Annotated in this window: 23 protein-coding genes; 13 read left to right on the top strand and 10 right to left on the bottom strand. The window is 70.2% G+C overall.

Going from position 1 to position 25,459, the window contains the following annotated elements; genetic code table 11:
* Nucleotides 1-47: 47 nt before the first annotated feature.
* The 7 genes from BJ986_RS15750 to BJ986_RS15720 are packed head-to-tail and all read right to left on the bottom strand — an operon-like array spanning nt 48 to nt 8,538.
* Nucleotides 48-650: a bifunctional 4-hydroxy-2-oxoglutarate aldolase/2-dehydro-3-deoxy-phosphogluconate aldolase gene (locus BJ986_RS15750; protein ID WP_179423240.1), complete on the bottom strand. Its 603-nt coding sequence runs from the start codon at nt 648-650 to the stop codon at nt 48-50.
* Complete coding sequence (locus BJ986_RS15745; RefSeq protein WP_179423238.1) at nt 640-1,566, bottom strand: sugar kinase; 927 nt, start codon at nt 1,564-1,566, stop codon at nt 640-642. Before BJ986_RS15745 ends, BJ986_RS15750 begins: the two co-directional genes overlap by 11 nt.
* Nucleotides 1,563-2,690, bottom strand: a complete 1,128-nt coding sequence (locus BJ986_RS15740) for a glycoside hydrolase family 88 protein (RefSeq protein ID WP_179423236.1) — start codon at nt 2,688-2,690, stop codon at nt 1,563-1,565. Before BJ986_RS15740 ends, BJ986_RS15745 begins: the two co-directional genes overlap by 4 nt.
* Nucleotides 2,680-5,421 (bottom strand): hypothetical protein, encoded by a 2,742-nt coding sequence (locus tag BJ986_RS15735; protein ID WP_202881269.1) that lies wholly within the window; start codon nt 5,419-5,421, stop codon nt 2,680-2,682. The genes BJ986_RS15740 and BJ986_RS15735 overlap by 11 nt, the downstream gene beginning before the upstream one ends.
* Complete coding sequence (locus tag BJ986_RS15730; RefSeq protein ID WP_179423234.1) at nt 5,418-6,329, bottom strand: carbohydrate ABC transporter permease; 912 nt, start codon at nt 6,327-6,329, stop codon at nt 5,418-5,420. The genes BJ986_RS15735 and BJ986_RS15730 overlap by 4 nt, the downstream gene beginning before the upstream one ends.
* Nucleotides 6,326-7,240, bottom strand: coding sequence for a carbohydrate ABC transporter permease (locus BJ986_RS15725; protein WP_337795440.1), 915 nt, complete (start codon nt 7,238-7,240; stop codon nt 6,326-6,328). Before BJ986_RS15725 ends, BJ986_RS15730 begins: the two co-directional genes overlap by 4 nt.
* Entirely contained in the window at nt 7,237-8,538 is a 1,302-nt protein-coding gene (locus BJ986_RS15720) for an ABC transporter substrate-binding protein (RefSeq protein ID WP_179423232.1), read from the bottom strand. Before BJ986_RS15720 ends, BJ986_RS15725 begins: the two co-directional genes overlap by 4 nt.
* A 165-nt stretch (nt 8,539-8,703) precedes the next feature.
* Here BJ986_RS15720 and kduI point away from each other — a divergent pair, with 165 nt between their 5' ends.
* The 10 genes from kduI to BJ986_RS15670 all read left to right on the top strand — a co-directional run bounded on the left by kduI (nt 8,704) and on the right by BJ986_RS15670 (nt 20,492).
* On the top strand, nt 8,704-9,522 hold the full coding sequence (gene kduI / locus BJ986_RS15715; protein ID WP_179423230.1) for a 5-dehydro-4-deoxy-D-glucuronate isomerase: 819 nt from the start codon (nt 8,704-8,706) through the stop codon (nt 9,520-9,522).
* Nucleotides 9,519-10,277 (top strand): SDR family oxidoreductase, encoded by a 759-nt coding sequence (locus tag BJ986_RS15710; protein ID WP_179423228.1) that lies wholly within the window; start codon nt 9,519-9,521, stop codon nt 10,275-10,277. Before kduI ends, BJ986_RS15710 begins: the two co-directional genes overlap by 4 nt.
* A complete protein-coding gene (locus BJ986_RS15705) occupies nt 10,274-11,083 on the top strand; it encodes an IclR family transcriptional regulator (RefSeq protein WP_179423226.1) in 810 nt (269 codons plus the stop codon). Before BJ986_RS15710 ends, BJ986_RS15705 begins: the two co-directional genes overlap by 4 nt.
* Nucleotides 11,076-12,593: a glycerol kinase GlpK gene (gene glpK / locus BJ986_RS15700; RefSeq protein WP_179423224.1), complete on the top strand. Its 1,518-nt coding sequence runs from the start codon at nt 11,076-11,078 to the stop codon at nt 12,591-12,593. Before BJ986_RS15705 ends, glpK begins: the two co-directional genes overlap by 8 nt.
* Nucleotides 12,594-12,624: 31 nt before the next feature.
* Nucleotides 12,625-14,343: a glycerol-3-phosphate dehydrogenase/oxidase gene (locus BJ986_RS15695; protein ID WP_179423222.1), complete on the top strand. Its 1,719-nt coding sequence runs from the start codon at nt 12,625-12,627 to the stop codon at nt 14,341-14,343.
* A 157-nt stretch (nt 14,344-14,500) separates the two neighbouring features.
* Nucleotides 14,501-16,213 carry an alkaline phosphatase family protein gene (locus BJ986_RS15690; RefSeq protein ID WP_179423220.1) on the top strand — a complete coding sequence of 571 codons (1,713 nt, stop codon included), beginning with the start codon at nt 14,501-14,503 and terminating at the stop codon, nt 16,211-16,213.
* 109 nt (nt 16,214-16,322) lie between these two features.
* Nucleotides 16,323-17,780 (top strand): alkaline phosphatase family protein, encoded by a 1,458-nt coding sequence (locus BJ986_RS16700; protein ID WP_179423218.1) that lies wholly within the window; start codon nt 16,323-16,325, stop codon nt 17,778-17,780.
* 98 nt (nt 17,781-17,878) lie between these two features.
* The gene (locus tag BJ986_RS15680) at nt 17,879-18,256 is read left to right on the top strand and encodes a YciI family protein (protein WP_179423216.1); all 378 of its coding nucleotides are present in this window, start codon (nt 17,879-17,881) and stop codon (nt 18,254-18,256) included.
* Nucleotides 18,257-18,327: 71 nt separating this feature from the next.
* Nucleotides 18,328-19,614 (top strand): sigma-70 family RNA polymerase sigma factor, encoded by a 1,287-nt coding sequence (locus BJ986_RS15675; protein ID WP_179423213.1) that lies wholly within the window; start codon nt 18,328-18,330, stop codon nt 19,612-19,614.
* Between the two features lie 56 nt (nt 19,615-19,670).
* A complete protein-coding gene (locus BJ986_RS15670) occupies nt 19,671-20,492 on the top strand; it encodes an alpha/beta fold hydrolase (RefSeq protein WP_179423211.1) in 822 nt (273 codons plus the stop codon).
* Nucleotides 20,493-20,496: 4 nt separating this feature from the next.
* On the opposite strand, the gene BJ986_RS15665 is transcribed toward BJ986_RS15670, so the two are convergent.
* A complete protein-coding gene (locus tag BJ986_RS15665; protein ID WP_179423209.1) occupies nt 20,497-21,303 on the bottom strand; it encodes a COG4705 family protein in 807 nt (268 codons plus the stop codon).
* A 175-nt stretch (nt 21,304-21,478) separates the two neighbouring features.
* Here BJ986_RS15665 and BJ986_RS15660 point away from each other — a divergent pair, with 175 nt between their 5' ends.
* A complete protein-coding gene (locus BJ986_RS15660; protein ID WP_179423207.1) occupies nt 21,479-21,985 on the top strand; it encodes a DUF4232 domain-containing protein in 507 nt (168 codons plus the stop codon).
* A gap of 37 nt (nt 21,986-22,022) precedes the next feature.
* On the opposite strand, the gene BJ986_RS15655 is transcribed toward BJ986_RS15660, so the two are convergent.
* Complete coding sequence (locus tag BJ986_RS15655; RefSeq protein ID WP_179423205.1) at nt 22,023-22,652, bottom strand: RNA polymerase sigma factor; 630 nt, start codon at nt 22,650-22,652, stop codon at nt 22,023-22,025.
* A gap of 52 nt (nt 22,653-22,704) precedes the next feature.
* Nucleotides 22,705-23,202, bottom strand: coding sequence for a hypothetical protein (locus tag BJ986_RS15650; protein ID WP_179423203.1), 498 nt, complete (start codon nt 23,200-23,202; stop codon nt 22,705-22,707).
* Between the two features lie 202 nt (nt 23,203-23,404).
* Here BJ986_RS15650 and BJ986_RS15645 point away from each other — a divergent pair, with 202 nt between their 5' ends.
* Both BJ986_RS15645 and BJ986_RS15640 read left to right on the top strand, forming a co-directional pair.
* Entirely contained in the window at nt 23,405-23,656 is a 252-nt protein-coding gene (locus BJ986_RS15645) for a hypothetical protein (protein ID WP_179423201.1), read from the top strand.
* A 171-nt stretch (nt 23,657-23,827) separates the two neighbouring features.
* Nucleotides 23,828-25,372, top strand: coding sequence for a sigma-70 family RNA polymerase sigma factor (locus BJ986_RS15640; protein WP_179423199.1), 1,545 nt, complete (start codon nt 23,828-23,830; stop codon nt 25,370-25,372).
* Nucleotides 25,373-25,459 lie beyond the last annotated feature (87 nt).

The following is a 25,459-nucleotide window of genomic DNA, read 5'->3' as shown; positions in this document are numbered from 1 at the left end:
CCGAGTACCTTCACTGAGTGAGGGCTCGCGGTCGCCACGTCGCGGGTCTAGACGGGCGTCTCCAGTGCCTGGCGGATTGCGGCGACCATGTCGTCAGCCTCCAGCAGGTCACGACCCACCCCGACGGCGGTCGCGCCGGCAGCCAACCACTGGGACACGTCCGCGAGCGGGATTCCCCCCGTGGGGACTATCCGGCTGTGGGGCGCGATGGCAAGCAGGGAGCGTAGATACGTGACCCCGCCGACGTGAGCCGGGAACAGCTTCGCCACGCCGTGCTTCGCGGCGGCCAGGATCTCGCCGACGGTCAGCCCTCCCTCGATCAGCGGGATCTGTCCCTCGAGCGCGCCCCTCACAGCGGGCACGGGGCAGGGGGAGACCACGAAGTCCGCCCCCGCATCGACAGCCCGAAGAGCATCCGCCGGGTCCAGCACGGTGCCGATGCCCACCAGGCGATCCGGGTGGTCCTTGCGCACCTGCTGGAGCGCCAGTGGCCAGTCGGTCGTCGTGGCTGTCAGCTCCACCAGGGTGAGTCCCGCGTCGAAGGAACGGCCGGCCGCCTTGACCGCTTCGTGGGCGCTCTGGGTCCGCAGCACCGGGATGATCCGCGCCCGCGAGACCTGATCGACGAAGGCCGGGAGGTCAGGCGCCATGGTTCACCGCCACGTCACGGGCCTGTCCCTCCAGCGTGGTTCGGTCCATGGCCACCCCGTGGTCCCCGAGCACCTGCAGGACCGCAGCAGCGAGCGTATGTCCCCACCGCAGAGCGACTTCCGGGTCGTGCCCGTAGTGGCGAGCGGCCAGGTACGCCGCGGCAAAGGCGTCGCCGGCGCCCACCGGCTCCACGACCTCGATGGCTGGTGCTGGCGCCCTCACCACCCGTGAGCCCACGAATGCGACTGCCTCACGAGGGCCGTCCTTCACGATGAGCTCGGATGGCTGGGGGAGGAGTCGACGGACATCGTCGAACGTGCGACAGCCCCAGACATCGCCGGCCTCGTCGAGCCCCACGAACACGGTGTCCGCCTGCTCGGCCAGAGACCGGAGTATGCCGGCCGCCTCAGTCACGCCCCACAGGGCGCTGCGGTAGTTGACGTCGAACGAGGTCGTCACGTCAGGAAGCGCGAGCAGGTCCTCGACGAGGCGCCGACAGTCCTGCGACAGGGCCGGTGTGATGCCCGTGACGTGAATATGGTCCACGTCGTCGAGGGCCTCGTCCGGCACATGGCGGTAGGTCGTGGCAGCGGATGCGTTGCGGTAGTAGCGCATCGTCGTCCCCGAACCGTTGGCGTCCTTCACGTACAGCCCTGTCGGGCGCTCTACGTCGAACTCCAGGAAGTGGGTGTCGACGCCCAGCTCGGTCAGCGTCTGCCGCAGGCGAGCACCGAAAGGGTCATCGCCGACCCTGCCGGCGAAGCGCGTCGGCACGTCGAGTCGGGCGAGGTGGGCGGCGACGTTGACCTCTGCGCCACCGGTGCTGATGAGCAGGTCGGTGGCCTCCTGCAGAGGGGTCCCGACGGGAGGAGTGAGCGAGATGAGCGCCTCACCGACGCAGAGGATCGTGCTCATCGCCGGGCCTCGGAACTGTGACGGGGGGTGAGCGTGGCTGGGGTGTCCTGACGCGCTGCGAGGGCAGCCGCGACCGCGTGCAGTGCCAGACCCTGACCCCAGAGCTGGGGCCGGTCGTCGCGGATCACGCTGTACCCGAACGGAACCAGCTGGAGCACGGTGCCGGCGCTGACCCGGGTGAGCGTCCCGTCTTCGACATACGCCAGTGCGCCCGCGACCGCTCGCCAGCCAGCCGCGACCACGGCATCCGGGAGCCCGGGGATCACCCGGCTTGCTCGTAGCATTGCCGCCCCGAGACCGGCCGCCGCCGACGTCTCCAGGATTCCCGCGTTCTCGGGCTGGTCATCGACCAGGACGCTCCACACGCCGTGGTCCGGCTGGCACGCCGCCAGCGCCTCGAGCTGACGCGCCAGACGGGTGCGCACGTCCTCGACCGCATGCTGGTCGACGAGGTCGGGGCGGCGTTCGGCGAGCTCGAGGAACTCCACTGCCCCCAACGCCATCCACGCGTTGGCGCGGCCCCAGAAGCACCGGATGGGCCTTCCCGCATGGGATCCATGCACGAACAGTCGTGTGCCTTCGTCTTGCAGGATCTCGGCATGCGCGAGCCACTGGCGTCCCAGCTCCCTGACGAGGCTCGCGTCACCTCGGGCCTCGCCGAGGTGGCCGACGAACAGCCCTCCCATGAAGACGCTGTCGGCCCAGACTCCATCCGGCCAGTGCTCGATGGCGCCGTTCGCGGCATACGTCACCTCGGACGAGGTCTGCAGCCACGCCAGCAACCGTTCCGCGAGGGCCGAGGACGACGGCGTGCCGTCGAGCACCGCGGCGGTCCCGGCAGCGAGGTGGTTCACGTGATCGATCACGAGGTCGCCGCGTGCGCGCTCGTCGAGCCACTCGCGGACTCGAGGGGGAAAGGGATCGTGCGTGGCCTCGGCGAACCGGATCATCCCGAGCAGGCAGACGCCCTCGCCCCAGAAGAAGTCCGGCAGACCGTCACGCCAGGTCTTGTCCTCGATCTGCCTCCCCAGTGTCCGCAGGGCGTCATCGTTCAGAGCCTCTCCCGTCAGGGGCGGCAACGGAGGGGCAGCGAAGCGGCTCGAGGTGAGGTCCCTACCGGCCATCGCGCTGACCTCCGGCTTCGCGCAGAGAGGCGGCCACGCCGCTGGCAGGCTCGAGCCGGCGCCCCTGCTGGTAGTCGATCAGCAGCTTCTCGCCTTCCCACTCGACCTCGAGACTGGCTGCCCCGAACTCCTGCCGGCACGCCGGGTTCGCGAGGTGTGGGGGAGTCTCGAGGCGGCCGTCCGGGCCGAGTGCCGACGGCCGGCCATCGACCGTGAACGGTTGGGACCAGGCCACGTGCAGGACGCGCCCGTCCCTGGCGGTCCAGCCCACCGCGGGCTCGTCCCGCGAGCCGTCGAAAGTCGGCTCGGACAAGGCGGCGACGAAGTCGGCGAACGGGCCGTCCACCGCGCGGCGCCCGACAGTCGCCACATAGCTGCGGCCGTCCCCGTTCGGCCACCAGGACTGCCAGGACTCGTCATCGGTCAGCTGTGGCCTGAGGCCGCCAGCGGTCGCGATGGCCACGTAGCCGTCGCCGACGCGTCCCGCGAGCCAGGAGCCGACCTGCTGCCATTCGTCGAACAGCTCTGCGGGGAACCAGACGTGCGTGGTGCCGATCCAGTCGTGGTCCGGTATGCGGTGCAGGACGAGCACCGTGTCGCGGTCCTGGTGCGCCCGGGGGAGCACCAGCTGACCGGCCCAGCTGTTGGGTCGGGCCGAGGCGCTGATCGTGTCGGCAGCGGGATGCGTGGCGAAGACCTGGATCTCGGAGTCGAGGGTGGCGCCCCAGATGTGCTCCTGGAGTCCGGGCAACCCGGAGCGGTAGTCCTGGACGCTGGACAGCATGGCGTCCGGGGTGCGCCACACGCGCAGATCGGAGCCGTAGGGACGCTCCAGGAGGTCGTGGTGGAGCCGGTACTCGCCGCGGTACACCTGCCTGCCGTCCCACTCCTCGGGTGGCTGCTGGGCAAGGGAGCGAATCACCGGGGGCAGCGAGTAGTGCTCCGCGGTCGCGAGCGACGTCGCAGGCAGGGTCGCGTCGTTCAGGGCGCCGACTCCCCACAGGAGCCACATGATCGGCGCCGTCTCCTCGAACCGACCCGACCGGAGGGTATGCGTGTACGACCGGCCGTGGGCCGCTCCGTGCACCCCCTTCCACGAGTTCGTGGCGAGCGTCAGCAGGCACTTGTCGAGCAGCGCCTCGGCCAGGTGCCGCAGCTCCTGGGACTCGGCGAACTCAACCAGCGACACGAGCGCGAAGCAGTCGATGGCGAGGTATGCGTTGGAGTCGAACTCGCTGAAGCCGCCCGCGAGCTTGCGCCGGATCCATTCCTGCGCAAGGGGATACGCGTGCTCGGCGTGCTGACGACCGGTCCAGCCGGTGCCGCTGAAGGTCTCGTCCGCGAACATCTCACCGACGAGGAGCTCAGCGGTGTGCCAGACGAACTGGTGGTTCTCGGTGAAGTAGCACATCGCGTCCAGGCCCGGCTGGTCGATCCAGTACTTGAAGGTGGTGAGCGCGTCCCGGACCCGAGCTCGGGAGTCGTCGGTCCAGCACTCATCGGGGAGACGTCGCCACAGGTGCACGAGCCCGACAGCTTCGAAGTCCGCGCAGTCGTACCGGGAGCCGATCATCCTCAACGGCGTCTCGAGGTCTGCCGGGTCGAGAGGCTGGCCGGGTTTGAGGGCCTCCCGGGCCAGTGCCCGGGCCGTCCCCGGGACCCCGCCTGCACTGTGTTCGAGGAACTCTCGACGCCACACCTGTGGGTCGTCGCTCTCGGGCCGGTCGCGCCGCCTCGGCGGCAGCGTCGCGATCCGCGCGGTGCGGAAGATCGGCACGTCGTCACGGTCGACGCGAAGGGTCAGCTCGCTCTCGCCGGTGCTGAGCATCGACGCGGCCCCTTCGGAGTCCGGGTCGTGGTGCACCCGGGTCAGGTCCAGGATCGCGCGGCCGCCCTCGAGGACGAGCGACTGTGTCGGGCCGTCGCCGAGGGAGACGAGGAGCCTGGCGCCACGAGGACCGGTGACCGTCGTGGTGCCCTCCGCGGCGGCCCACGGACCGACGCCCACGGAGTCGAGCAGCTGCTCGGCGTACCGCGAGTGGTGCTCGTCCGAGCCGGGGGAGGGGATGACCACGCGTACCGGCAACCCCTCCACCCGCACGGCCAGGACCTGCCGGACCTCCCGGAAGGCGACCTGCCAGGACGCCACGACCACCGAGGTGGTCCCGGACTCCAACCGCACCCGGAGGCGGTGCGTGATCGGGTCCATGTAGCCGAAGTCGTCGGTCGCCAGGAGCAGCTCTCCGGCGACGAACACGGCCACCGGACCGGTGCTGGACACCTCCAGGACGCGGTACTCCGCCTGGTCCACCTCGAGAGTGGTGGCCGCGACGGCGTGGCGGTACTCGGGGGTGAAGCAGAACTGGCTCCAGTCGACGAGCCCGTCCCTGCCTGTGTGCACCCGCTGCCACCCCCCGGTCGAAGGGGTGTCCCCGGCGGAACGGGTCCAGCTGAGCTCGCCGTGCTCGACCACCTCGGGCAACGGCTGGTCGGTCAGCAGCGCGTGCCGCTGGTACAGAACCCGTTTCAGGGGCGCGACGTCCGGCCCGTTGGTGAGGACCCAGCGCCCCTGGGGTCCCCAGGGGCTCCCGTCGGAGGCCAGCACCTCGTCGAGGTCGTCGCACGGCGAGCTCCACGCGGGGCTGACCAGCCAGTCCCGGATGAACCCACGCGCGTCGAGGGTGTGCGCGGTCCGGCCGCTGGTGCTGGCCGGGGGTGTTGCATCGATCACTTGATGGCCCCCTGGGCGAGTCCGGCGATGATCTGGCGTTGCAGGATGAGGAAGATGATCACGACCGGGATGATGGTCACGACGGACACCGCCAGGATCTGGTTGAAGGGAATGGCCTGCTGGCTGGCGAACCGCGCGATGGCGACCGGCAGGGTCTGCTTCGACTCGTCCTGGGCGACGATGAGCGGCCAGAGGAAGTCGTTCCAGCGCCAGATGACCGAGAAGATGGCCACGACCGCCAGCGCGGGGCGGCTCAGCGGCAGGATGATCCGCCAGAAGATGCCCCATTCGCCGGCGCCGTCGATGCGCGCCGCCTCGATCATCTCGTCGGGCAGCGTGAGCATGTACTGCCGCAGGAGGAACACGCCCGTCGGTGTTGCCGCGGGCGGGATGATGAGCCCCAGCAGGGAGTTCGTCATGCCCAGGCTGGAGACGATCTGGTAGACGGGCAGGAGGATCACCTGCAGCGGGATCATGATGGTGGACAACGTGATGAGGAACAGCACGGTCCGTCCACGGAAGTTGTACTTGGACAAGCCGTACGCAGCCATCGAGTTGATCACCAGGGTGAGGGCGGTCGCGGAGACGGTCACGATGAGGCTGTTGGTCAGGTAGTGCGTGAAGTCGAAGGCCTTGAGCCCGGTCGTGTAGTTGTCGAGGGTGGGCTGGTGCGGCCAGAGGGTGGGTGGCGTCTGCGCCAGCTCCGACTGGGTCTTGAACGACGCCAGGGCGGCCCACACCACGGGGGCGACGACCGCGAGCGCGCCAGCGATGAGCACGGTGGTGCGTACGACCGCGCCGGTGGACGGCGGGCGACCTGTGGTGGAGGACCAGGTGCGACTCGCGGGGCTCGCGGGGCCCGACGAGGGGGACACCGAGCGACTCTGGGTGGACGGCTGGGCGCTCATATTGCCTCACTCCTTCGACCGATCACGTAGTTGACGAAGGTCACGACGAACACGACCACGAAGAGAATCACTGCGGCCGCACTGGCCAGGCCGTACGCGATCGGGTAGCTGAACCCGTTCTCGTAGATGTACTGCACCATGAGCGTCGTCGCCCGGACCGGGCCACCGCCGGTCAGGGTGTAGATGAAGTCGAACGCCTGGAACCCGGCAATGGTGGCCAGGATGATGACGACCATCATGGTGGGTCGCAGGAGCGGGAGGGTGATCAGGCGGATGGACTGCCACGGCGTGGAGCCGTCGATCTTGGCCGCCTCGTACAGCGAGGTGTCGATGGACTGGAGTCCGGACAGCAGGATCATCGCGTAGAAGCCGAGGTGGATCCAGGTGCCCACCAGGATGATGGCCACGATGGCCAGGCTGGGCTCGACGAGCCAGCCCGGCTGGCCCAGGCCGACGGCGGAGAGGACCTGGTTCACCAGACCCGTCTGACGGTCGAGGGCCGCGCGCCAGACGATGCCGACGACCACGGGGGAGATCAGCACAGGCAGGAAGTAGGCCGCGCTGAGCGCACCCCGCCCGCGACGCTGCGCATGGAGCATCAGGGCGAGGGCGGTCGCCACGGCGGTCGAGAGGGCGACGAAGCCGATGGTGAAGGCCGCCGTGTGGCGCACCACCGCCCAGAACTCCGCGTCGCTGAGGATCGAGGTGTAGTTCTCGGTCCCGACCGGGCGGAAGGTGCGCCCGTTGCTGCTGTCGTAGAAGCTCAGGTTCAAGCCGTTGATGGCCGGCCAGATCGTGAACACGGCGAAGATCAGCATGTTCGGGAAGACGAACAGGTATGGCGCAAGGGTCCGGCTGGTCGGGCGCCGGCGCGAACGCTGGCGCCCGACCTGCGGGGCGAGGGTGGTCACGACGCGCCCTTGATCGCCTTGTCGACCGCGTTCGACAGGTTGTCCACGGCGGTCTTGACGTCCTGCTGTCCGGCCACGACCTTGTCGGTCTCGGCGATCAGGGCCTTGGCCGCGTTGGTGAAGGCAGGACTGGCCTCCCCGGCCCAGGTGTCGGTAGGCGTCTCGGAGATCTGGGAGACGAAGACCGACATGTCGCTGTTGCGGCTCGGGTACTGGATGCCCGACTTGGTCAGGTCTGCACGGGTCGGCAGCCAGAAGGCGGTCTTGTCGATCTCGGCCTGGTTCTGGGAGCGGTTCATCCACTCCACGAAGGCCGCTCCGAGCTCGGGCTGCTTGCTGTTCTTGAAGGCGGTCATGTACTTGCCGCCGGGGAAGCCGCCGCACCGCTCGGCGCAGGGGTTGGGGACCGCTGCCCAGGTGAACTTGGCGTTCTTGGCGAAGGCGCCCACCTGCCAGGGGCCCGAGAGGTACACCGGGACCTGCTTGGCGAGGAAGATCTCGTTGGCGCCGGTGTACTTGCTGCCCGACCCCAGCCAGAAGTCCTTGGGGGCGACGTCGCTCTTGACCAGGTCGGTGAAGAAGGTGAGGGCCTTGGTGGCCTTGGCCTTGTCCAGGACGTTCTTGTTGCCCGGCCCGATCATGGAGGTGCCGTACTGGCTGAGGACGGTGCTCAGCCGGTTGCCGGACTTGTCGATGGCGACGGCGTACTTCATGTTGTTCGCCGCGGCCACCTTCTTGGCGTCGGCCACCAGCTCGTCCCACGTCCACTTGGTGGGGACCGCGACGCCGGCCTTCTTGAACGCGTCGACGTTGATCATCGGGCCATTGATGGTGATGTCACTCGGCACCGCGTACATGTGGCCGCTGCCGTCCTGCACGGTGCTGGCGGCGCCCGGCGTGAACTGGGACGCGTAGTCCTTGCCGAAGTACTGCTTGAAGTCGACCGCCTCGTCCTTGAAGAGGTGCCAGTCGGCGACGCGGGCGGCCTCGGGTGCGTTGCCGGCCGACAGGCGCGCCTGCAGAGAGGTGTTGATGTCTGCGAACGGCAGGATCTGGAGGTTGACCTTGGCGCCGGTCTCGGACTCGAACTTGGAGATCGCGGTCCTGGTGGCCTGCTCGTCGGGGCCGTCCGTGAAGTAGACGTAGGTGAGCGTCTTGCCCTTGAAGCTCTTGACGTCGATCGTCTTCGGGCTGGACGAGTCCGAGGTCGACGAGGACGAGCCGGGCGCGCACGCCGCGGTGAAGGTCAACGCCGCCAGTGCAGCGCCAGCGGCGCTGATCGTGGTTCGGGTTCGCATGGTGGTCCACCTCTCTGTGGATGTCATCGGATGCCGTGGGGCCGGGCCGGCTGCTCTGGCGTAATCCGTTGCTCACGTGCATACTGGTGCTCATTCCGCCAGAAGGGAAGGCTTTCCCGTCAGACGGGAAGCAATCGATCGCCACCCAACACGAAGGCACCCGCGATGACCGACGTCAGACTGGCCACCCATCCGACCGAGTTCGACGCGCTGCCGTCAGCGGCACTGCGCGAGCGATTCCTCGTGGAGGACCTCTTCGCCCCCGGTGAGCTGCGCTTCTGCCTGAGCCAGGGGGACCGTGTCCTGATCGGCGGCGCCATGCCCGGCGACCAGCCGCTCGAGCTCGTCGCTCCGGACGAGGTGCGCGCTGAGGCGCTGTGCGACCGCCGCGAGCTGGGCATCGTGTGCCTGTCCGGCCAGGGGACCGTCACCGCCGATGGGACGGGCTACGCGATGGAGGCCGAAGACATCCTCTACGTCGGCGCGGGGACGGGCACGGTCACCGTGGCCGGAGACGCCGCCTACTACCTGGTCTCCGTGCCGGCCCACCGCCAGCTGCCCACGACGCTCATCCCGCGCGACGAGGCCGACGTCGTCGAGGTCGGCGACGACGCTGCCGCCAGCAAGCGGACCATCCGCAAGTACGTCCACGGCGACCGTGTCGCCTCGTGCGAGCTGGCCATCGGCATCACGACGCTGGCTCCCGGGAGTGTCTGGAACACCATGCCCTGCCACACCCACGACCGCCGGACCGAGACCTACCTCTACTTCGACCTGCCCGAGAACGAGCGCGTCGTCCACCTGTGCGGACAGCCGTCGAGCACCCGCAGCATCATCGTGGCCGACCGCCAGGCCGTGATCAGCCCCCCGTGGTCCGTCCACTTCGGGGCCGGCACCGCGTCCTACAAGTTCGTCTGGGCCACCGGTGGAGAGAACCTGGCCTACAACGACATGGACCCGGTCGACACCGCGAGCCTGGCATGACGGACCGCTTCGGACTCGGCGGCCAGACCGCGCTGGTCACCGGCGCGGCCCGGGGGATCGGGGCAGCCATGGCCACGGCGCTCGCCGAGGCCGGTGCCGACATCATCCTCTGGGGGCGCAGCGAGCAGAGCCTGAGCGAGACGGCAGCGGCGTGCGCGGCGCTGGGTCGCCAGGTCAGCACGGTGGTCGGTGACCTGTCCGAACCCGAGGCGGCCGGGCGCACGGCACGCGAGCTGGTGGCGGAGCGCCAGGTCGACATCCTGGTCAACAACGCCGGGATGATCTCCCGCGCCCCGGCTCTCGAGGTCGACTTCTCCGACTGGCGTCGCGTCCTGTCGACCAACCTCGACTCCGCGTTCGTGCTGTCCCAAGCGGTCGGTGCCCCGATGGTCCGGCGACGCGAAGGCTCGATCATCAACACCGCCTCGCTGCTCTCCTTCCAGGGCGGCATCAACGTCGCCTCCTACACCGCGAGCAAACACGCCCTGGCCGGGATGACCAAGGCGCTCGCCAACGAGTGGGCGCCGCACCAGGTCACGGTGAACGCCATCGCCCCGGGCTACATCGCGACCGAGAACACCAGCGCCCTGCGTGCCGACGAGGAGCGCGAGGCCGCCATCCGGGCCCGGATCCCGGCGGGCCGCTGGGGCACCCCCGAGGACCTGACCGGCGCCGTGGTCTTCCTCGCCGGGCCGTCCGCCCGGTACGTGACCGGCCACACCCTCGTCGTCGACGGCGGGTGGATGGCGCGATGAGCGTGAACCTGGAAGGGCCGGCCAACGGCGGGTCAGCGGACCGCGCCACCGCGGTGGCCAAGGTGGTCCGCGTCGTCGAGGCGCTCACCGAGCACTCGGGGGTGAGTGAGATCAGCCGGACCACCGGGCTGCCCACCTCCACGGTGCACCGCATCATCCAGGAGCTCGTGAGCCTGGGCTGGGTCCGCGGTGACGGTGACCACGGCTACCTACCCGGGGCCGGCCTGCTGACCCTCTCGGTCCAGGCCTCCTCCGATGCCGCCCTCGGCATCGTCACCCCGATCCTGGAGCAGCTGCGGGACGCGACGACCCACACCGTCCACTTCGCGCTCCGGCAGGGCGACCAGGCCGTGTACGTGGCGAAGATCGAGGGCCGGCGCGCCTACGAGATGCGGTCGCGGGTCGGACTGGGCATCCAGATGCACTGCACGGGTATCGGCAAGGCGGTCATGGCCGCACTGCCGGAGGAGGAGGTGCGGGGGATCCTGCAGCGCTCCGGAATGCCGCCGATGACCTCGCGGACCATCACCGATCCCGAGGCCATGCTGGAGCACCTGCGCCTCATCGCGCGCCGCGGCTACGCGACGGACGACGAGGAGAACGAGCTGCACACCCGGTGCGTGGCGGCCGTCGTCCGCGACCACCGGGGCGTCGCCACGGGCGGGATCAGCATGTCTGCCATGGCTTTCGAGATCGACGAGGACCGGGTCCGTCAGGTGGCGCCGCTCGTGGTGTCGGCAGCCCGCGAGGTGTCGCAGGCGCTGGGATACCGGCCGACGCCACCCCCGGCCGGGTCCCATGGCTGAGTTCGTCGGGGCCATCGACCAGGGGACCACCAGCACCCGCTTCATGATCTTCGACCACGGCGGAGCGGTGGTCGCCACGCACCAGCTCGAACACGAGCAGATCCTCCCGCGGGCCGGCTGGATCGAGCACGACCCCCTGGAGATCTGGCGACGCACCGAGAACGTCATCGAGGTGGCCCTGGACAAGGCGCGCCTGACAGCCGACGACCTTGTCGCGGTGGGGATCACCAACCAGAGGGAGACCACCGTCGTGTGGGACCCCGTGACCGGACGGCCCTTCCACAACGCCATCGTCTGGCAGGACACCCGTACCGACCGGATCGCGGCCGCCCTCGAGCGCGACGGACGCGGGGACGTCATCCGCGAGCGTGCCGGGCTGCCCCCCGCCGCCTACTTCTCCGGCGGCAAGCTGCAGTGGCTCCTCGAGCACGTGGACGGCCTTCGGGAGGCTGCCGAGGCCGGGCGCGCTCTGTTCGGCACCACGGACACGTGGCTGCTGTGGAACCTCACCGGCGGCCGTTCCGGCGGCGTCCACGTCACGGACCCGACCAACGCGAGTCGCACGATGCTGATGGATCTGCGCACCCTGGACTGGGATGACGAGCTGCTGGGCTTCTTCGGCGTACCGCGTCGCATGCTGCCCCGGATACGGCCCTCCTCGGACCCTGAGCACTACGGCGCCACGCTGGCCGCCGGGCCGTTCCGTGGCGCGGTCCCGCTCGCCGGTGACCTCGGGGACCAGCAGGCGGCAAGCGTCGGCCAGCTCTGCTTCGAAGCCGGGCAGGCCAAGAACACCTACGGCACCGGCAACTTCCTCCTGCTGAACACCGGGCACGAGATCGTCCACTCGACCCGCGGGCTCATCACCACGGTCGCCTACCAGTTCGGCGGCTCGGCACCCACGTACGCGCTGGAGGGCTCCATCGCCGTCACGGGATCGGCCATCCAGTGGCTGCGGGACCAGCTCGGCATCATCGGCGACGCCGCAGAGAGCGAGGCGCTGGCGCGCAGCGTCCCGGACACCGGTGGCATGTACTTCGTCCCGGCATTCTCCGGCCTCTTCGCGCCGCACTGGCGGCAGGACGCACGCGGAGCCATCGTCGGCCTGTCCAGGTTCCACACCCGGGCGCATCTCGCACGGGCTGCCCTGGAGTCGATCTGCTACCAGTCCAAGGACGTCGTGGCCGCGATGCAGCAGGACAGCGGTGTCAGCTTGCAGGTGCTGCGAGTCGACGGGGGAGTGACCGCCAACGACTTCGCGATGCAGGTGCAGGCAGACATCCTCGGCATACCCGTCAGCCGTCCCGTGGTCTCCGAGACCACCGCTCTGGGGGCAGCGTATGCCGCCGGGTTGGCCACCGGGTTCTGGTCCGGAGTCGACGAGCTGTCGTCCAACTGGGCCGAGTCGAAGCAGTGGACGCCGTCCTGGACTGCGGATCAACGCGCGGACGGCCACCGGCAGTGGCTCAAGGCCGTCGAGCGAACGCTCGACTGGGTCGAGATCTCATGAACGCCCACCCCCGACGACACAGGAGGAACTGATGAGCAACCTGCACGGTGCACTGGGTCCACAACAGCGCGCGGACGCCCTCGCCCAGCTTGCTGCCCGGGAGTTCGACGTCGTCGTCCTGGGGGCCGGCGTGGTGGGTGCCGGCGCCGCCCTCGACGCGGCGACGCGGGGCCTGTCGGTGGCCCTCGTCGAAGCCCGCGACTACGCCTCGGGGACGTCGAGCCGCTCCAGCAAGCTGGTCCACGGCGGACTGCGCTACCTCGAGCAGCTGGAGTTCGGGCTGGTCAGGGAGGCGCTGCGCGAACGCTCTCTGATCCTCAACACGCTGGCCCCGCACCTGGCCCGCCCCGTCCCGTTCCTCTATCCCCTCCAGCACCGAGGCTGGGAGCGGCTGTACGTGGGGGCTGGTGTCGCCCTGTATGACGTCCTCGGCGGCCGACACGGCGTCCCCACGCACAAACACCTCAGCCGCGGTGCGGCGCGGCGGCTCTTCCCGGCGCTGCGCAAGGACTCCCTGGTCGGCGCGATCCGTTACTACGACGGGCAGCTCGACGACGCACGCCACACCATGATGCTCGCCCGCACGGCACGTCACTACGGCGCCGTCTGCGCGCCCAGCACCCGCGTGACGGGCTTCCGGCGCGAGGGAGACCGCGTGACGGGGGTCGTGGTCACCGACCTCGAGGGCGGCGCCGAGAGCCAGGTCCGCGCCAAGCAGACGATCAACGCGACAGGCGTCTGGACCGACGAGCTCCAGCAGCTGGTCGGTGGGCGCGGACAGCTCAGCGTGCGCGCGTCGAAGGGCATCCACCTCGTGGTCCCACGGGACAGGATCAACGCCACGGTCGGGCTGATCAGCCGGACCGAGAAGAGCGTGCTGTTCGTCATTCCCTGGGTGGATCACTGGATCATCGGCACGACCGACTCCGACTGGAACCTCGACCTGGCGCATCCCGCGGCCAGCCGCTCCGACATCGACTACCTGCTGGACCAGGCGAACCGGCTCTTGACCACTCCGCTCACCCACCAGGACATCCAGGGCGTCTACGCAGGATTGCGGCCACTGCTCCAGGGCGAGTCCGACACCACCAGCAAGCTCTCCCGCGAGCACGCCGTGGTCACCCCGGTCGCGGGGCTGACCATGATCGCGGGAGGGAAGTACACGACGTACCGCGTCATGGCGAAGGACGCGGTCGACGCTGCACTCCACTCCGTCGGGCCTGCGGCGCCATCCTCTGTGTCACACCGCATTCCGCTCGTGGGGGCCGAGGGTTACCCGGCTCTGTGGAACGCCCGTCAGCGACTCGCGGACGAGTCCGGCATCCACGTCGCCCGCGTCGAGCACCTGCTGCACCGGTACGGATCGCTGGTCCACGAGCTGCTCCGACTCGTGGTCGAGGACCCGGAGCTGGGAAAGCCACTGGCCGGGGCCCCTGACTACCTGCGCGTCGAGCTGCGCTACGGCGCGAGCCACGAGGGTGCCCTGCACCTGGACGACCTGCTCGCGCGCAGGACCCGGATCAGCATCGAGACCTTCGACCGGGGGCTCAGCGCCGCCCCCGAGGTGGCCCGCATCGTCGCTCCGGTCCTCGGCTGGACGGAGGCCGACATCGCCAGGGAGGTCGAGCACTACGCCGCCCGCGTCGAGGCCGAGCGGGAGTCACAGCAGCAGCCCGATGACCACACCGCCGACGCGGCGCGCCTCGGCGCACCAGACGTGAGGACAGGGAGCCTCCTCCGTCACGGCTAGCTCGCTCCGACGTGCCGACGCTCCGACTGGGCGGCCGTCCTCCTCGAGCCGATGCGAGGGGGACTTGTGGTGTTCATCTGAGGTTTCCCGGAGGACGCCCTCGTCTCGCTATACCAGTGGTGACCGCGGCCATGGTGGGCGCGTCGAGGAAGGAATCATGAATCGTCGTTCCGTCGCCCTGGCCGTCGCAGCGGGCATCGGCCTGGTCGGGGCAGGCGCCGCGCTGCCCAGCTCCGCCACGGCAGGGGCAAAGCCCAAGGCCCAGCACGTCCTGCTCCTCTCGGTGGACGGACTGCACCAGTCCGACCTCGCGTACTACGTTGCGCAACACCCACATTCGGCACTCGCGGCCCTGGTCTCGCACGGCATCGAGTACACGCACGCGAAGACCACCTTCCCCTCGGACTCCTTCCCCGGCATGGTCGCGCAGCTGACCGGGGGAGGCCCCGGCACGACGAACGTGTACTACGACGACACGTACAACCACGCCCTGCTGCCGCCGGCCACCCTGGACTGCTCCACCGCCGCGCCGGGCACCGAGGTGCCGTGGACGGAGGGCATCGACAAGTCCCAGAACCCGATCACGCTCGACGCGGGCCAGAAGATCAATGATCCCTCGCTCGTGAAGCTGCCGTCCAACACCAAGGCGCAGACGCTCGCCGACTCGGCCGCCATCACCAAGGCCATCCTGAAGATGACGCCCACCCCACAGGCGCTCCTCGACCCCGCGGCGCTGCCCATCGCCCGCAAGACGTGCACGCCGGTCTACCCGCACAACGACCTGAGGGTGAACACGGTCTTCGAGGTCGCCCGGGCGCACGGCCTCCGCACGGCGTGGTCCGACAAGCACCCGGCCTACGAGATCCTCAACGGACCGTCGGGGACGGGCGTGCAGGACCTGTTCACGCCCGAGATCAACGGCGCCGCTGACTCGGCGGGCGACGACTGGACCACGGACAACGCCCTGACGCAGGAGTACGACAGCACCAAGGTGGCGGCCGTCCTCAACGAGATCGACGGCAAGGACCACTCGGGCGTGCGCAGCGTCGGCACGCCTGCCGCCTTCGGCATGAACTTCCAGACGGTGTCCACCGCGGAGAAGCTGCCCACCTCCGACGGCCTTGCCGGCGGCTACAACCCGGACGGGACCCCCGGGCCCCTGCTCGCACGCGCGATGGACTACGTCAACACCGAGGTCGGCAGGCTGCGCGACGAGATCCACCACCGCGGTCTCGACTCCAGCACGACGATCATCCTGTCGGCCAAGCACGGCCAGTCGCCGACCGACCGCGCCGCCCTGCGCCGCGTCGACGACGGCGCCATCATCGACGGCATCAACGCCGGCTGGGCCTCGACCCACGCCGGTGCCGCGCCGCTCGTGGCCTTCGCCGTCAATGACGACGCCATGCTCATGTGGCTCGCCGACCGTTCGCCGGCCGCGCTCTCCTTCGTCAAGGGCTACCTGCTCTCCCACTCCGCCCCGGCGAACAAGGACGGCGACCCGAAGGGCACGTACTCCACCACGGTCCCCGCCTCCGGCCTGACCAAGGTCTACACGGGGACGGCTGTCGACACGCTCTTCGGCGCGCCCCAGGGCGACGCGCACGCCCCGGACCTCGTGGGGATCGTCCGCTACGGCGTCGTCTACACCGGCAACGTGAAGAAGATCGCCGAGCACGGCGGTGACGTCCCCGCGGACCGCGACGTCCCGCTCGTCGTCTCCGGCGCCGGCGCGCCCCACGGCGTCGTGAACGGTGCAGCGGTGCTGACGACCCAGATCGCCCCCAGCATCCTGCACCTGATCGGCCTCGACCCGCACTCCCTCGAGGCTGTGCGCAAGGAGCACACGGCGGTGCTGCCCAAGCTCTGACAGCCTCTGGACACAGGGTGAGGTTGCCCAGGACCGGAAACGGGCGTCTGATGGGTGGACATCAGGGCGACCACACCCTGTGTCGTCGCGGGCGAGGAGAGGTGGTCCGATGACCGGGCCCGTCGCAGGACACCAGGTGATCGTGTTCCTGCAGGAGAACAAGACGACCGATTTCTACTTCCCGACGATGGCGGCGTGGGGCGCGGCAGTGGCCAACCACGGTGGGCTGCTGAGCGCGCCGCCCAACTTCGACCAACCCCACGACCGCAACGCCTGGGTGCACTACGCCATGGGCGACTACCCGGCACTGAGTGTGCAGATCGACAACGAGACGGTCATCCCGTACTACAGCTGGCTGGCCAAGCAGTTCACCTTCTGTGACCACCACTTCGCGCTGGGCTCCAACTCCACGTCGGGCCACATGCTCGCTGTCGGCGGTCAGACCCCCACCCTCAAGAACCCGCCGTTCGTCGGCCCCGCCCCGACCTGGGACCTGCCCTCCATCTTCAGCGTGGCGCAGGGGGCCGGAGTCTCCTGGGGCGCCTTCCCGGACGGGTCGGGATACCCCACCAAGTTCTACGCCTCCCTGGGCACGCCCGCGGCGGCCGCGAACATCCACCCACCATCGCAGTTCGTGCCGATGGCCAAGGCAGGGACGCTGCCCCGGATCTGCTACGTCTGGAGCCCCTCCGGCTACGACGAGCACCCGCCCGCGGTCAACAACCCCGGCTATGTCACGCACGGCCACGACCTGGTCTGGCAGCGCGTGCAAGCCGTCATCGACGGGGGCGGCTGGGCCAACACCACGTTCATCCTGACCTGGGACGACTGGGGCGGCTACGCCGACTCGGTCCCGACCCCGGACATCGAGACCGCGCCGGATGCACTGCACCCCGCGGGGTTCGCCGCCATCGGCGGATCCCGGATCCCGCTGGTCATGTTCGGCGGGATGGTGACCCAGGGCATCGACGCGACCTGGCACTCGCACGCCTCGATCCCCAAGACGATCATCGACCTGCTGGGCCTGCCGGCCATGGGGGTCCCGCGGGTCGACGGCGCACCCACCCTCGCGGGCCGGGTCGACACCGCCCTGCACCGCCCGGTCCCGCCGGCCTACGGCACGACCATCACCCAGCCCACACCCCCGACTCCGACCCCGGCCCCCGTCCCGCCGCCGCCGTGGGGTGGCCCTCTGGGCCAGCCGCTGCCCGCGCTGGTGACCCTGAGCGGGCCGCCGGTCCCGGCACCCAGCGACGGTGTGGTGCACGCCAACCCACCCAAACCCCCGAAGGCGCCGCCTCCCGGTCCGCCGCCACCCCCGCCGCCACCCCCGCCGCCACCCCCGCCGCTACCTCCGCCGGGCCGCCTCGCCGCACTGGTCAAGAAGGCGTATGCCGGCAAGACTGCCGCCGAGCTCGCTGGCAGTCCGGTGTCGGCGCTCAAGGGAGTCAGCCCGGCCGACGCCACGGCTCTGGCCACGGCGCTCGGCATCCACACCGTTCGCGACCTCGCCACCAACGCCCAGGTCCAGGCTGCTCTGACCATCAACCAGGCCGCCACGACCTGAATGACGTAACTTCCTGACAGTTGATGTCGAAGAACTCGTCCGCTGATCGACGTACGGGCGAGAGAGCAGTTCCCCACCAACTGGAAGGACCGAGTGAGATGCCGCGTTTCATGGGATTCGTGAAGATGGAGGAAGGCATCGGCGCACCGCCGCAGGCACTGATGGACGCGATGGACGGCTACATCGGTGAGCAGGCCGCCAACGGGGCCTTCCTCGACGGGGGCGGCCTGTACGGCACCGAGGACGCCGTGAACTTCGTGGTCCGCAAGGGCGAGACCTCACGCGTCGACGGCCCCTACGCCGAGGCCAAGGAGGTCGTCGGAGGCTGGGCGCTCCTGCAGTACGACACCCTCGAGGAGGCCATCGCCGGCCAGGCGGAGTTCGCCGAGCTGCACGCGAAGTACTGGCCCGAGTGCTCCATGGTCGCCACCCTGCGCCAGATCTCCGAGGCGCCGCCGGAGGCGGCCGACGCCTGATCGGGCCCGACCACGGGTATGACGCGGCCCGGACACCGTTCGGGCCGCGTCCCATCCCCTACGCTTCGAGCGTGTCAGCCCAGACCCCGACAGCTGAGGCCATCACCAGCGCGTGGCGGGCGGAGTCGGCCCGGCTCGTCGGGGCCCTCACCCGGATGACCCGCGAGGTCGAGCTCGCGGAGGACCTCGCGCAGGACGCCCTCGTGGCCGCGCTCGAGCAGTGGCCGACGACCGGCGTGCCGGCCAACCCCGCGGCCTGGCTGATGACCACGGCCAAGCGCCGGGGGATCGACCACTTCCGGCGCGCCGACAACCTTCGACGCAAGACCGAGGAGCTCGGCCATGCCCGGACCGGGGGAGAGGAGCAGCAGGTGCCCGATCTCGACGCCCAGGTCGACCACATCGAAGACGACGTGCTGCGCCTCATCTTCCTGTCCTGCCACCCGTCCCTGACGCCCGAGTCCAGGGCGGCACTCACCCTCCGCCTGGTCGGCGGCCTGACCACCGGTGAGATCGCGCGCGGCTTCCTGGCCACCGAATCCGCTATGGGACAACGGATCTCACGAGCCAAGAAGACCCTGTCCGAAGCCCGCGCGGAGTTCGAGCTGCCGACCGGACCCGACCGGGACAAGCGCCTCGACGACGTCATGGCCGTGATCTACCTGATCTTCAACGAGGGGTACTCAGCCGCTGCCGGCGAGGACTGGATGCGGCCCGACCTGGCGAACGAGGGGATCCGGCTGGCCCGGATGCTGGCGGACCTCACCCCCCACGAGCCGGAGGTCCACGGACTCCAGGCCCTGCTGGAGATCCAGGGCTCGCGCATGGCCGCGCGACTGGACGAGAACGGAGCGCCGGTCCTGCTCGAGGCCCAGGACCGGACCCGGTGGGACCAGCTGCTGGTCCGGCGCGGGCTGGCCGCACTGCAGCGGGCCCAGGCCCTCGCAGCACGTGGGAAGCCCGTCGGGAAGTACTTCCTCCAGGCCTCGATCGCGGCCCAGCACGCCCGCGCCCGGCGGGCCGATGAGACCGACTGGCGGCAGATCGCGAGGCTCTACGACATCCTCGCCGAGGCAGCGCCGGGACCCGTCGTCGAGGTCAACCGCGCAGTGGCTCACGGCCGCGCGTTCGACCCCGGCGCCGGGCTCGCCGTGCTCGAGGAGGTGGACGCGGAGCAGCTCGGTGACTCACCGCTCGTGCCCAGCGTCCGCGGCGACCTGCTCGAGCGGGCCGGCCTGCACCCCGACGCAGCAGCCGCCTTCGCGCAGGCGGCTGCCCGCACCCGGAACGAGGCCGAGCGGGCCGTCCTGCGGCGGCGCGCCGAGGAGAACCTGGCGCACGTGTCGAAATCGGGCTGAGCTGTTCGACGTCTGGTCAGAGCCCCTGACAGAGAGTCCCTGACCCAGGAGAGATCATGACCGTGACCACCACGTCCCCCACTCGTTTCGCCACCTCCGCCGACGGCACCGTCATCGCCTACGACGTCACCGGGACCGGCCCGGCCGTCGTCGTGGTCGAGGGTGCCCTCTGCCAACGCACGATGGGCACCGCCAAGGAGCTGGTTCCGCTGCTGTCGGAGCACCACACCGTCTTCGCCTACGACCGACGTGGCAGGGGCGAGAGTGGTCCCGGCTCGTCGTCCTACGCCGTCGAGCGCGAGGTCGAGGACCTGCTGGCCGTGCTCGAGGTGGCCGGCCCGGATGCCTTCGTCGTCGGGGCGTCCTCGGGAGCGGTGTTGGTGCTCGAGGCGCTGCGGGCAGGAGCCCGGGTGCGGCGGGCGGCGCTCTACGAGGCTCCCTTGATCGTCGACGACACGCACGTCCCCAACGACCCCGACCTGGGCCGGCGGACTCAACAGCTGGTCAGCGCCGGTCGCCGCGGTGAGGCGGTGAAGCTGTTCCTGCGCACGGTCGGTGTGCCGGCGGCCGGGCTGGTGGTCATGCGGATGATGCCGGTGTGGAAGAAGCTGTGCGGACTCGCACACACCCTGCCCCACGACTACGCCATCGTGCTCCCGCACCAACAGGGCCAGCCCCTGCCTGCGGGCCATCTGTCCGGCATCACGGTGCCTGTGCTGGTGATCGTGGGCGGCAAGAGCCCGACCTACCTGAAGAACGCGCAGGCTGCGGTCGCCGCGGCTCTCCCGAACGGAACCCTTCGGGAGCTGCCCGGACAGACGCACATGGTGCGTGGCAGGGCCACAGTCCCAGCGCTGCGCGACTTCTGGGCCGGCTGAGGACCTATTCGGCGGACAGCGCAGGGGCGGGTTCGCGTTCCTGCGTGCGGACAGCCGCAGCCTGGCGCACAGCGCTACCCACCAGGGCCACGATCAGGATGATGGCCACCAGCGTGACGGGGCCGTCGCCGAGACCGAGACCGTCGCCGCGGCTCGGCGGCTTGCCCAACCAGTCGGCGACGGAGGCACCGAGCGGCCGGGTGAGGACGTACGCCGTCCAGAAGGCGGCAATGGCATTGAGGCCGAAGCGCCAGGCCACCAACGGCACGGCGATCATCGCGGCGAACACCAGCGCGGAGTCGAGGTACCCGAGGTGCATCGTGTAGGCGGTGAGGTCGCCGGCAGCGGTGCCCAGGGCGAAGGTGGCCAGCACGGTGAGCCAGTAGAAGATCTCCCGACGGCGGGTGGCGATGGTGTGGATGGAGAGGGTTCCTTCCACGCGGTGCCAGGCGAAGAACAGCGCGGCAACGGCGACGAGGAAGAACGGCGTCGACACGGCATACGACACTCCGAGACCGACATGCAGGCCATCGGCCGCCATCGTGCCGAACACGGCGACCATCGCCACCGCGAACCAGTACGTGGCCGCGTGGTAGGCCTCACGCCGCAGCTGGAGCCACAGTCCGACCGCGATCCCGGTCAGACCCACCAAGCCGGCCAGCACGAGGTTGATGCCGGCCAGGTAGTCCGAGGCCGACTCACCCATGCCCGTCGTGAGGACCTTGATGAGCCAGAAGGTGACACCCACTTCGGGGACCTTGACGGCGGCGTACCGGTGGGACTGGCCCCAGCGGGCGCCGAGCGACGTCATGCGTACACCCTCACCCGTGGCAACTGAGAACTTCCTGAACACCCGCGAGATCGTGCGCGGCAACCGCTGGAGGGAGGGTGGGCACGACCGGCACCCACCAACCCCGGCGCGGTCTCCAGCGTCTCAGAGGGTGGCGGGGCACCGCCCGCCGGAACCGACAAAGGGGGTCACTCCCATGACCAAGAAATCGATCCTCAGCGTGACGTGCGCCGGTGCACTGGCGGTCGCCGCGCTCGGCGCGGTACCGGCGTCGGCACAGGCCGCCGTGCCGCATTGCGGCAGCTCCGCCCTGGCCGCAAGCCTCGTCAACCTCCAGGGCGCCGCAGGCAGCCGGATCGGCGACGTGCGGCTGACGAACGTCAGCCGCGGCTCCTGCTGGACGCGGGGCTATCCGGGCGTCTCCTACGTCGGCTTCGGCAACGGCACCCAGATCGGGCGTGCCGCCACGTGGGACGCCGGCACGGTCACGACGATCACCCTCGCGCCCAGGCAGCACGCCGATGCGCCGATCCGCATGGTCAACGTGCAGAACTACCCTGCCTCCGTGTGCCATCCCACCGCGGTGGACGGGCTGCGCGTCTACGTGCCGGGCTCCACCCTCGCGAAGTTCATCCCGTTCCGCACGACGGGTTGCCGGAACACGAGCGTCACGACGATCTCGGTCAAGCCGCTGGCCCGCTGAGGGCCATCGACCCGCTCACGGTATGCCGCGGGGTGACCTAGGCACCCCTGCGGGCTGAGGAAGGTTCCTCGGCGAGGGCGGTCAGCGCCTGTCGCATGCCCAGCCGGGCGCGGCGAGCCAGCTGGCGCGTGCCAGCCACGCTGAGCCCCAGCTGGGCAGCGACCTCGGCGTAGGGCTGGTTCTCGACGTAGACGAGGACCAGCACCGACTGCCATCGCTGGGGAAGCGTGGCCAGGGCTCGCTTCATGTGCTCGTTGAACAGCCTCTCGAGGACCAGGTGCTCTGGCGTCTGCTCGATGATCCGGGCGGTCAGGTCAGGGTCGGCCAGTGCTGCGCCCTCGACATCGGGCACCCAGATGAGTGACCGCTGGAGGCGCAGGTGGTCCAGGTGCAGCCGGAGCACCACCGCGCGCAGGTAGCCCATGAACGCCAGGTCCGGACCTCGGCCTGCGCAGAGCTGCTCCCAGGTGCGCGCGAAGGCCTCTGCGACCAGGTCCTCGGCCGCGTACTCGTGGCTGGCCAGCCGGCGGGCGTAGCGCCGCAGCGGCATCACGTGGCGTTCGTAGAGGACCGAGAAGGCCTGCCGGTCGCCTGATCGGCACTGTGCGATGAGCTGGACCGTCGAGGGTTCGTCCTCGACCCAGCGCGAAGTGGCTCCTTCAGGCATCTCAGCTCCCCCCACGCCCCACCCTCCCGGAGGCGAAGCAGGCAAGTATGCCTCAGGAAGTCCGAGACCCGTCGGGGACGCGGTTGGACCGGGTCCAGACGCCGCGGCGGTCGCGCGCCGAGGCTGCGGCGGTGATGCTGCGGGCAAACCGTGCAGCCTGGGTCTCCTGGGCCGAGCCGTAGCCGTGCACAGCCAGATACCTCGTGCGCCCGCTGCTGGTCGGGGTGGCGGTCGTGGCGCCGATCGGGGGGCGGCTGACCGGGTCGATCCCGTGACCCATCAACAGGTGCGCGAGCTGATGGCAGATGGCCAGGTCGCGCTCGTGGGGGTCGGCCCCCGCGGCATACAGGATGTAGTCCTGTCCGTGACCCTGGACCAAGAAGGCCGCGCTGGACCGCGGTCCGAGGTGGGCGGGAAGGAGGTCGATCGGTCGGCCCCGGTGCGTCGCCACTGCCTCCACCAGGCCGGTGATGGACCCGTCGGCGGGCAGGAGGTGGCGGGCGGTGGCGAGAGCGGCTCGTGACGCGCGGTGTCGGGCGCTGCTGATCATGGGGGAGGTGTCGAACCTTTGCGGAGAGTGCGCGAGTCGCGCTGAGACGGGGCAGACCGGGGCTCCCTCTGAGACGCCTCGAGCACGAAATGGTGACGCTGGCCACTGAGTCAGCTCTTCTCCGTCACGTTTCGAGGAGTCAGCCGTCCATAGGGGTGTGACCGGAGACTGCGGAGCCGACGAGCGGGCCGATCAAGGGAGGGTGGGAGAGCTCCGTCGCGACCCTGCCGCGCTGGCCCGCGTGGCGAACGAGCTGCCACACGTCGTCTTCTCACGCGATGCGGGGGGCGCCGTGGGGTCGTGCTCGGGACCGTATGCCACCGCGATCGACGCGTGCGTTGCTGCCCTGGTCGAGCGGCAGATCGACCTGGCGACGACCGGGCCGTCGACCCTGACCTTCCATGTGGCGCCGTTGTACCCGAGCGTGCGCACCTCGTTCGCCCAGGACACCTGACGTGCACCTGGCTGATCCGGGAGTGGTCGCCCTCGGGCGGGACAGCGGCGTGCCCTCGACCGCGGCCCTGGGACGGGTCGACAATGGGGGATGTCGCCTCATCGACCAGGGCGCGTCCGGACTCTGCGTGCGAGACACCGTGTGCCGCACGGGCGCGGCGCGGCCATCGTTGTGACGGCGCCCATCGACCTGTCCCAAGCCGACGACATCCAGCTCACCGAGTGGGCTCGCGAGGGTGAGGATCGCGCCGTCGTCGAGCTGTGGACGAGACACTTTCCCGCGGCGCTGGCCACTGCCCGCGGCCTGGCCAGACAGCCCCGCGACGCCGAGGAGCTGGCCTCAGATGCCTTCTCGGGGATGCTCGCGGCGCTGCGCTCCGGGGGCGGTCCGACCGGGTCTGTTCGCTCCTACCTGCTGACCTCCGTCCGCAACCGTGCGGTCAGCCGCTCCAGACTGGGATCCGCGGGCGAGGTCCTCACCGGCGAGACCGTCTACCTCGAGAACGCTGCCGACGTCGCGAGGGACCCGGTCGCGGCCGCCGGCGAGCTCAGCCTGATGCGCGAGGCGTTTGCGACCCTGTCGCCGCGGTGGCAGCACGTGCTCTGGCGCACGGCCGTCGAGCACGAGACCAACATCGTCGTGGCCAAGGAGATGGGGCTGACCCCTAACGGTGTCGCCGCGCTGTCACGCCGTGCCCGTCTGGCCCTGCGGGCGGCCTTTGTGCAGGTGCATGTCTCGCGTGGGGACGTGGATGCTGCCTGCCTGCCATTCATCGACGGTCTCGCCGCGCTGGTCGCGAACCCCGAGGCGGACACCGAGACGGCGGAGCACGTGAGGGGTTGCGCACGCTGCACCGAACGTCTGGCTGAGCTGCGCCGGGTCGACAAGAACCTGTCGGGCATCCTCGGGCCCGCACTGTTCGCGCTGATCCCCGGGGGCGCCGGAGGGGCTGTTGCTCTTGGTGGCTCAGCCGTGGGTGCCTCAGCCGCCGGCGGCTCGGCAGCGAGCTCTGCGACAGCGGAGTCGGCGGGCGCCTCCTGGGGGTCGAGCTGGGCTGCTGCCGCCGCCGGCGCGGCTGCCGTCGGGATCGGCATCCTGGCCTGGGTCCTCTGGCCCAGCACTGAGGTGACGCCCCGGCCCGTGGCGGCCACAGCGTCGACCACGACCTCGGCCGCGCCGGCACCCACGTCCACGTCGGTTGCTGCCACCACCACCCAGGCCCCGACTCCCACGCCCACCTCGTCCACGGCGCCCCGGCCGAGCCCGACTCGGGCCACATCGTCGACGTCGCGTCCTGTCCCGGTCCCTGCGCCACCACGTCCCACCACCTCGGCCCCGTCCACGACGCCGGCCCCCGTCGGGCACCTGTCCATGGGGATCGCGATGGGCGGCCCCGCTGCCACTCCGTTCATCCAGCTCTCAGCCTCGGGGCAACAGCTGGCCGGCGGGTTGGGTCTCACCCTGACCGTGCCCTCTGGTGTGACCCTGACCGGATCGACCGGTGCCTGGCAACAGTGCACGCAGAGTGGCGTCACGATCCGGTGCGTCGGCGCGGCCACGTCGACCCAGTCGTGGTCGGGCACGATCTCGACCAGCTGGGCCCCCAAGGCACGCGGGGCCGTCACGGCGACGGTCAAGGGCACCTACCGATCTGGCGTCCCCGCCGCCGCCACCGCCGCGACGACCTGGCCACCTGAGGGAACGCCACCTGCGTGACGCGGCTCCGGCCGGGCAGTCGGCGTCATGATCCTGCCTGTGGTGCGTCTCTAGAGGTGACCGGGCACTGCAGGGGGGTCCGGCAGG

Source organism: Pedococcus badiiscoriae, assembly GCF_013408925.1.
Taxonomy (GTDB): domain Bacteria; phylum Actinomycetota; class Actinomycetes; order Actinomycetales; family Dermatophilaceae; genus Pedococcus; species Pedococcus badiiscoriae.
Note: the sequence above shows the minus strand (reverse complement) of the source record. Positions and strands in the feature narration are given on the sequence as shown.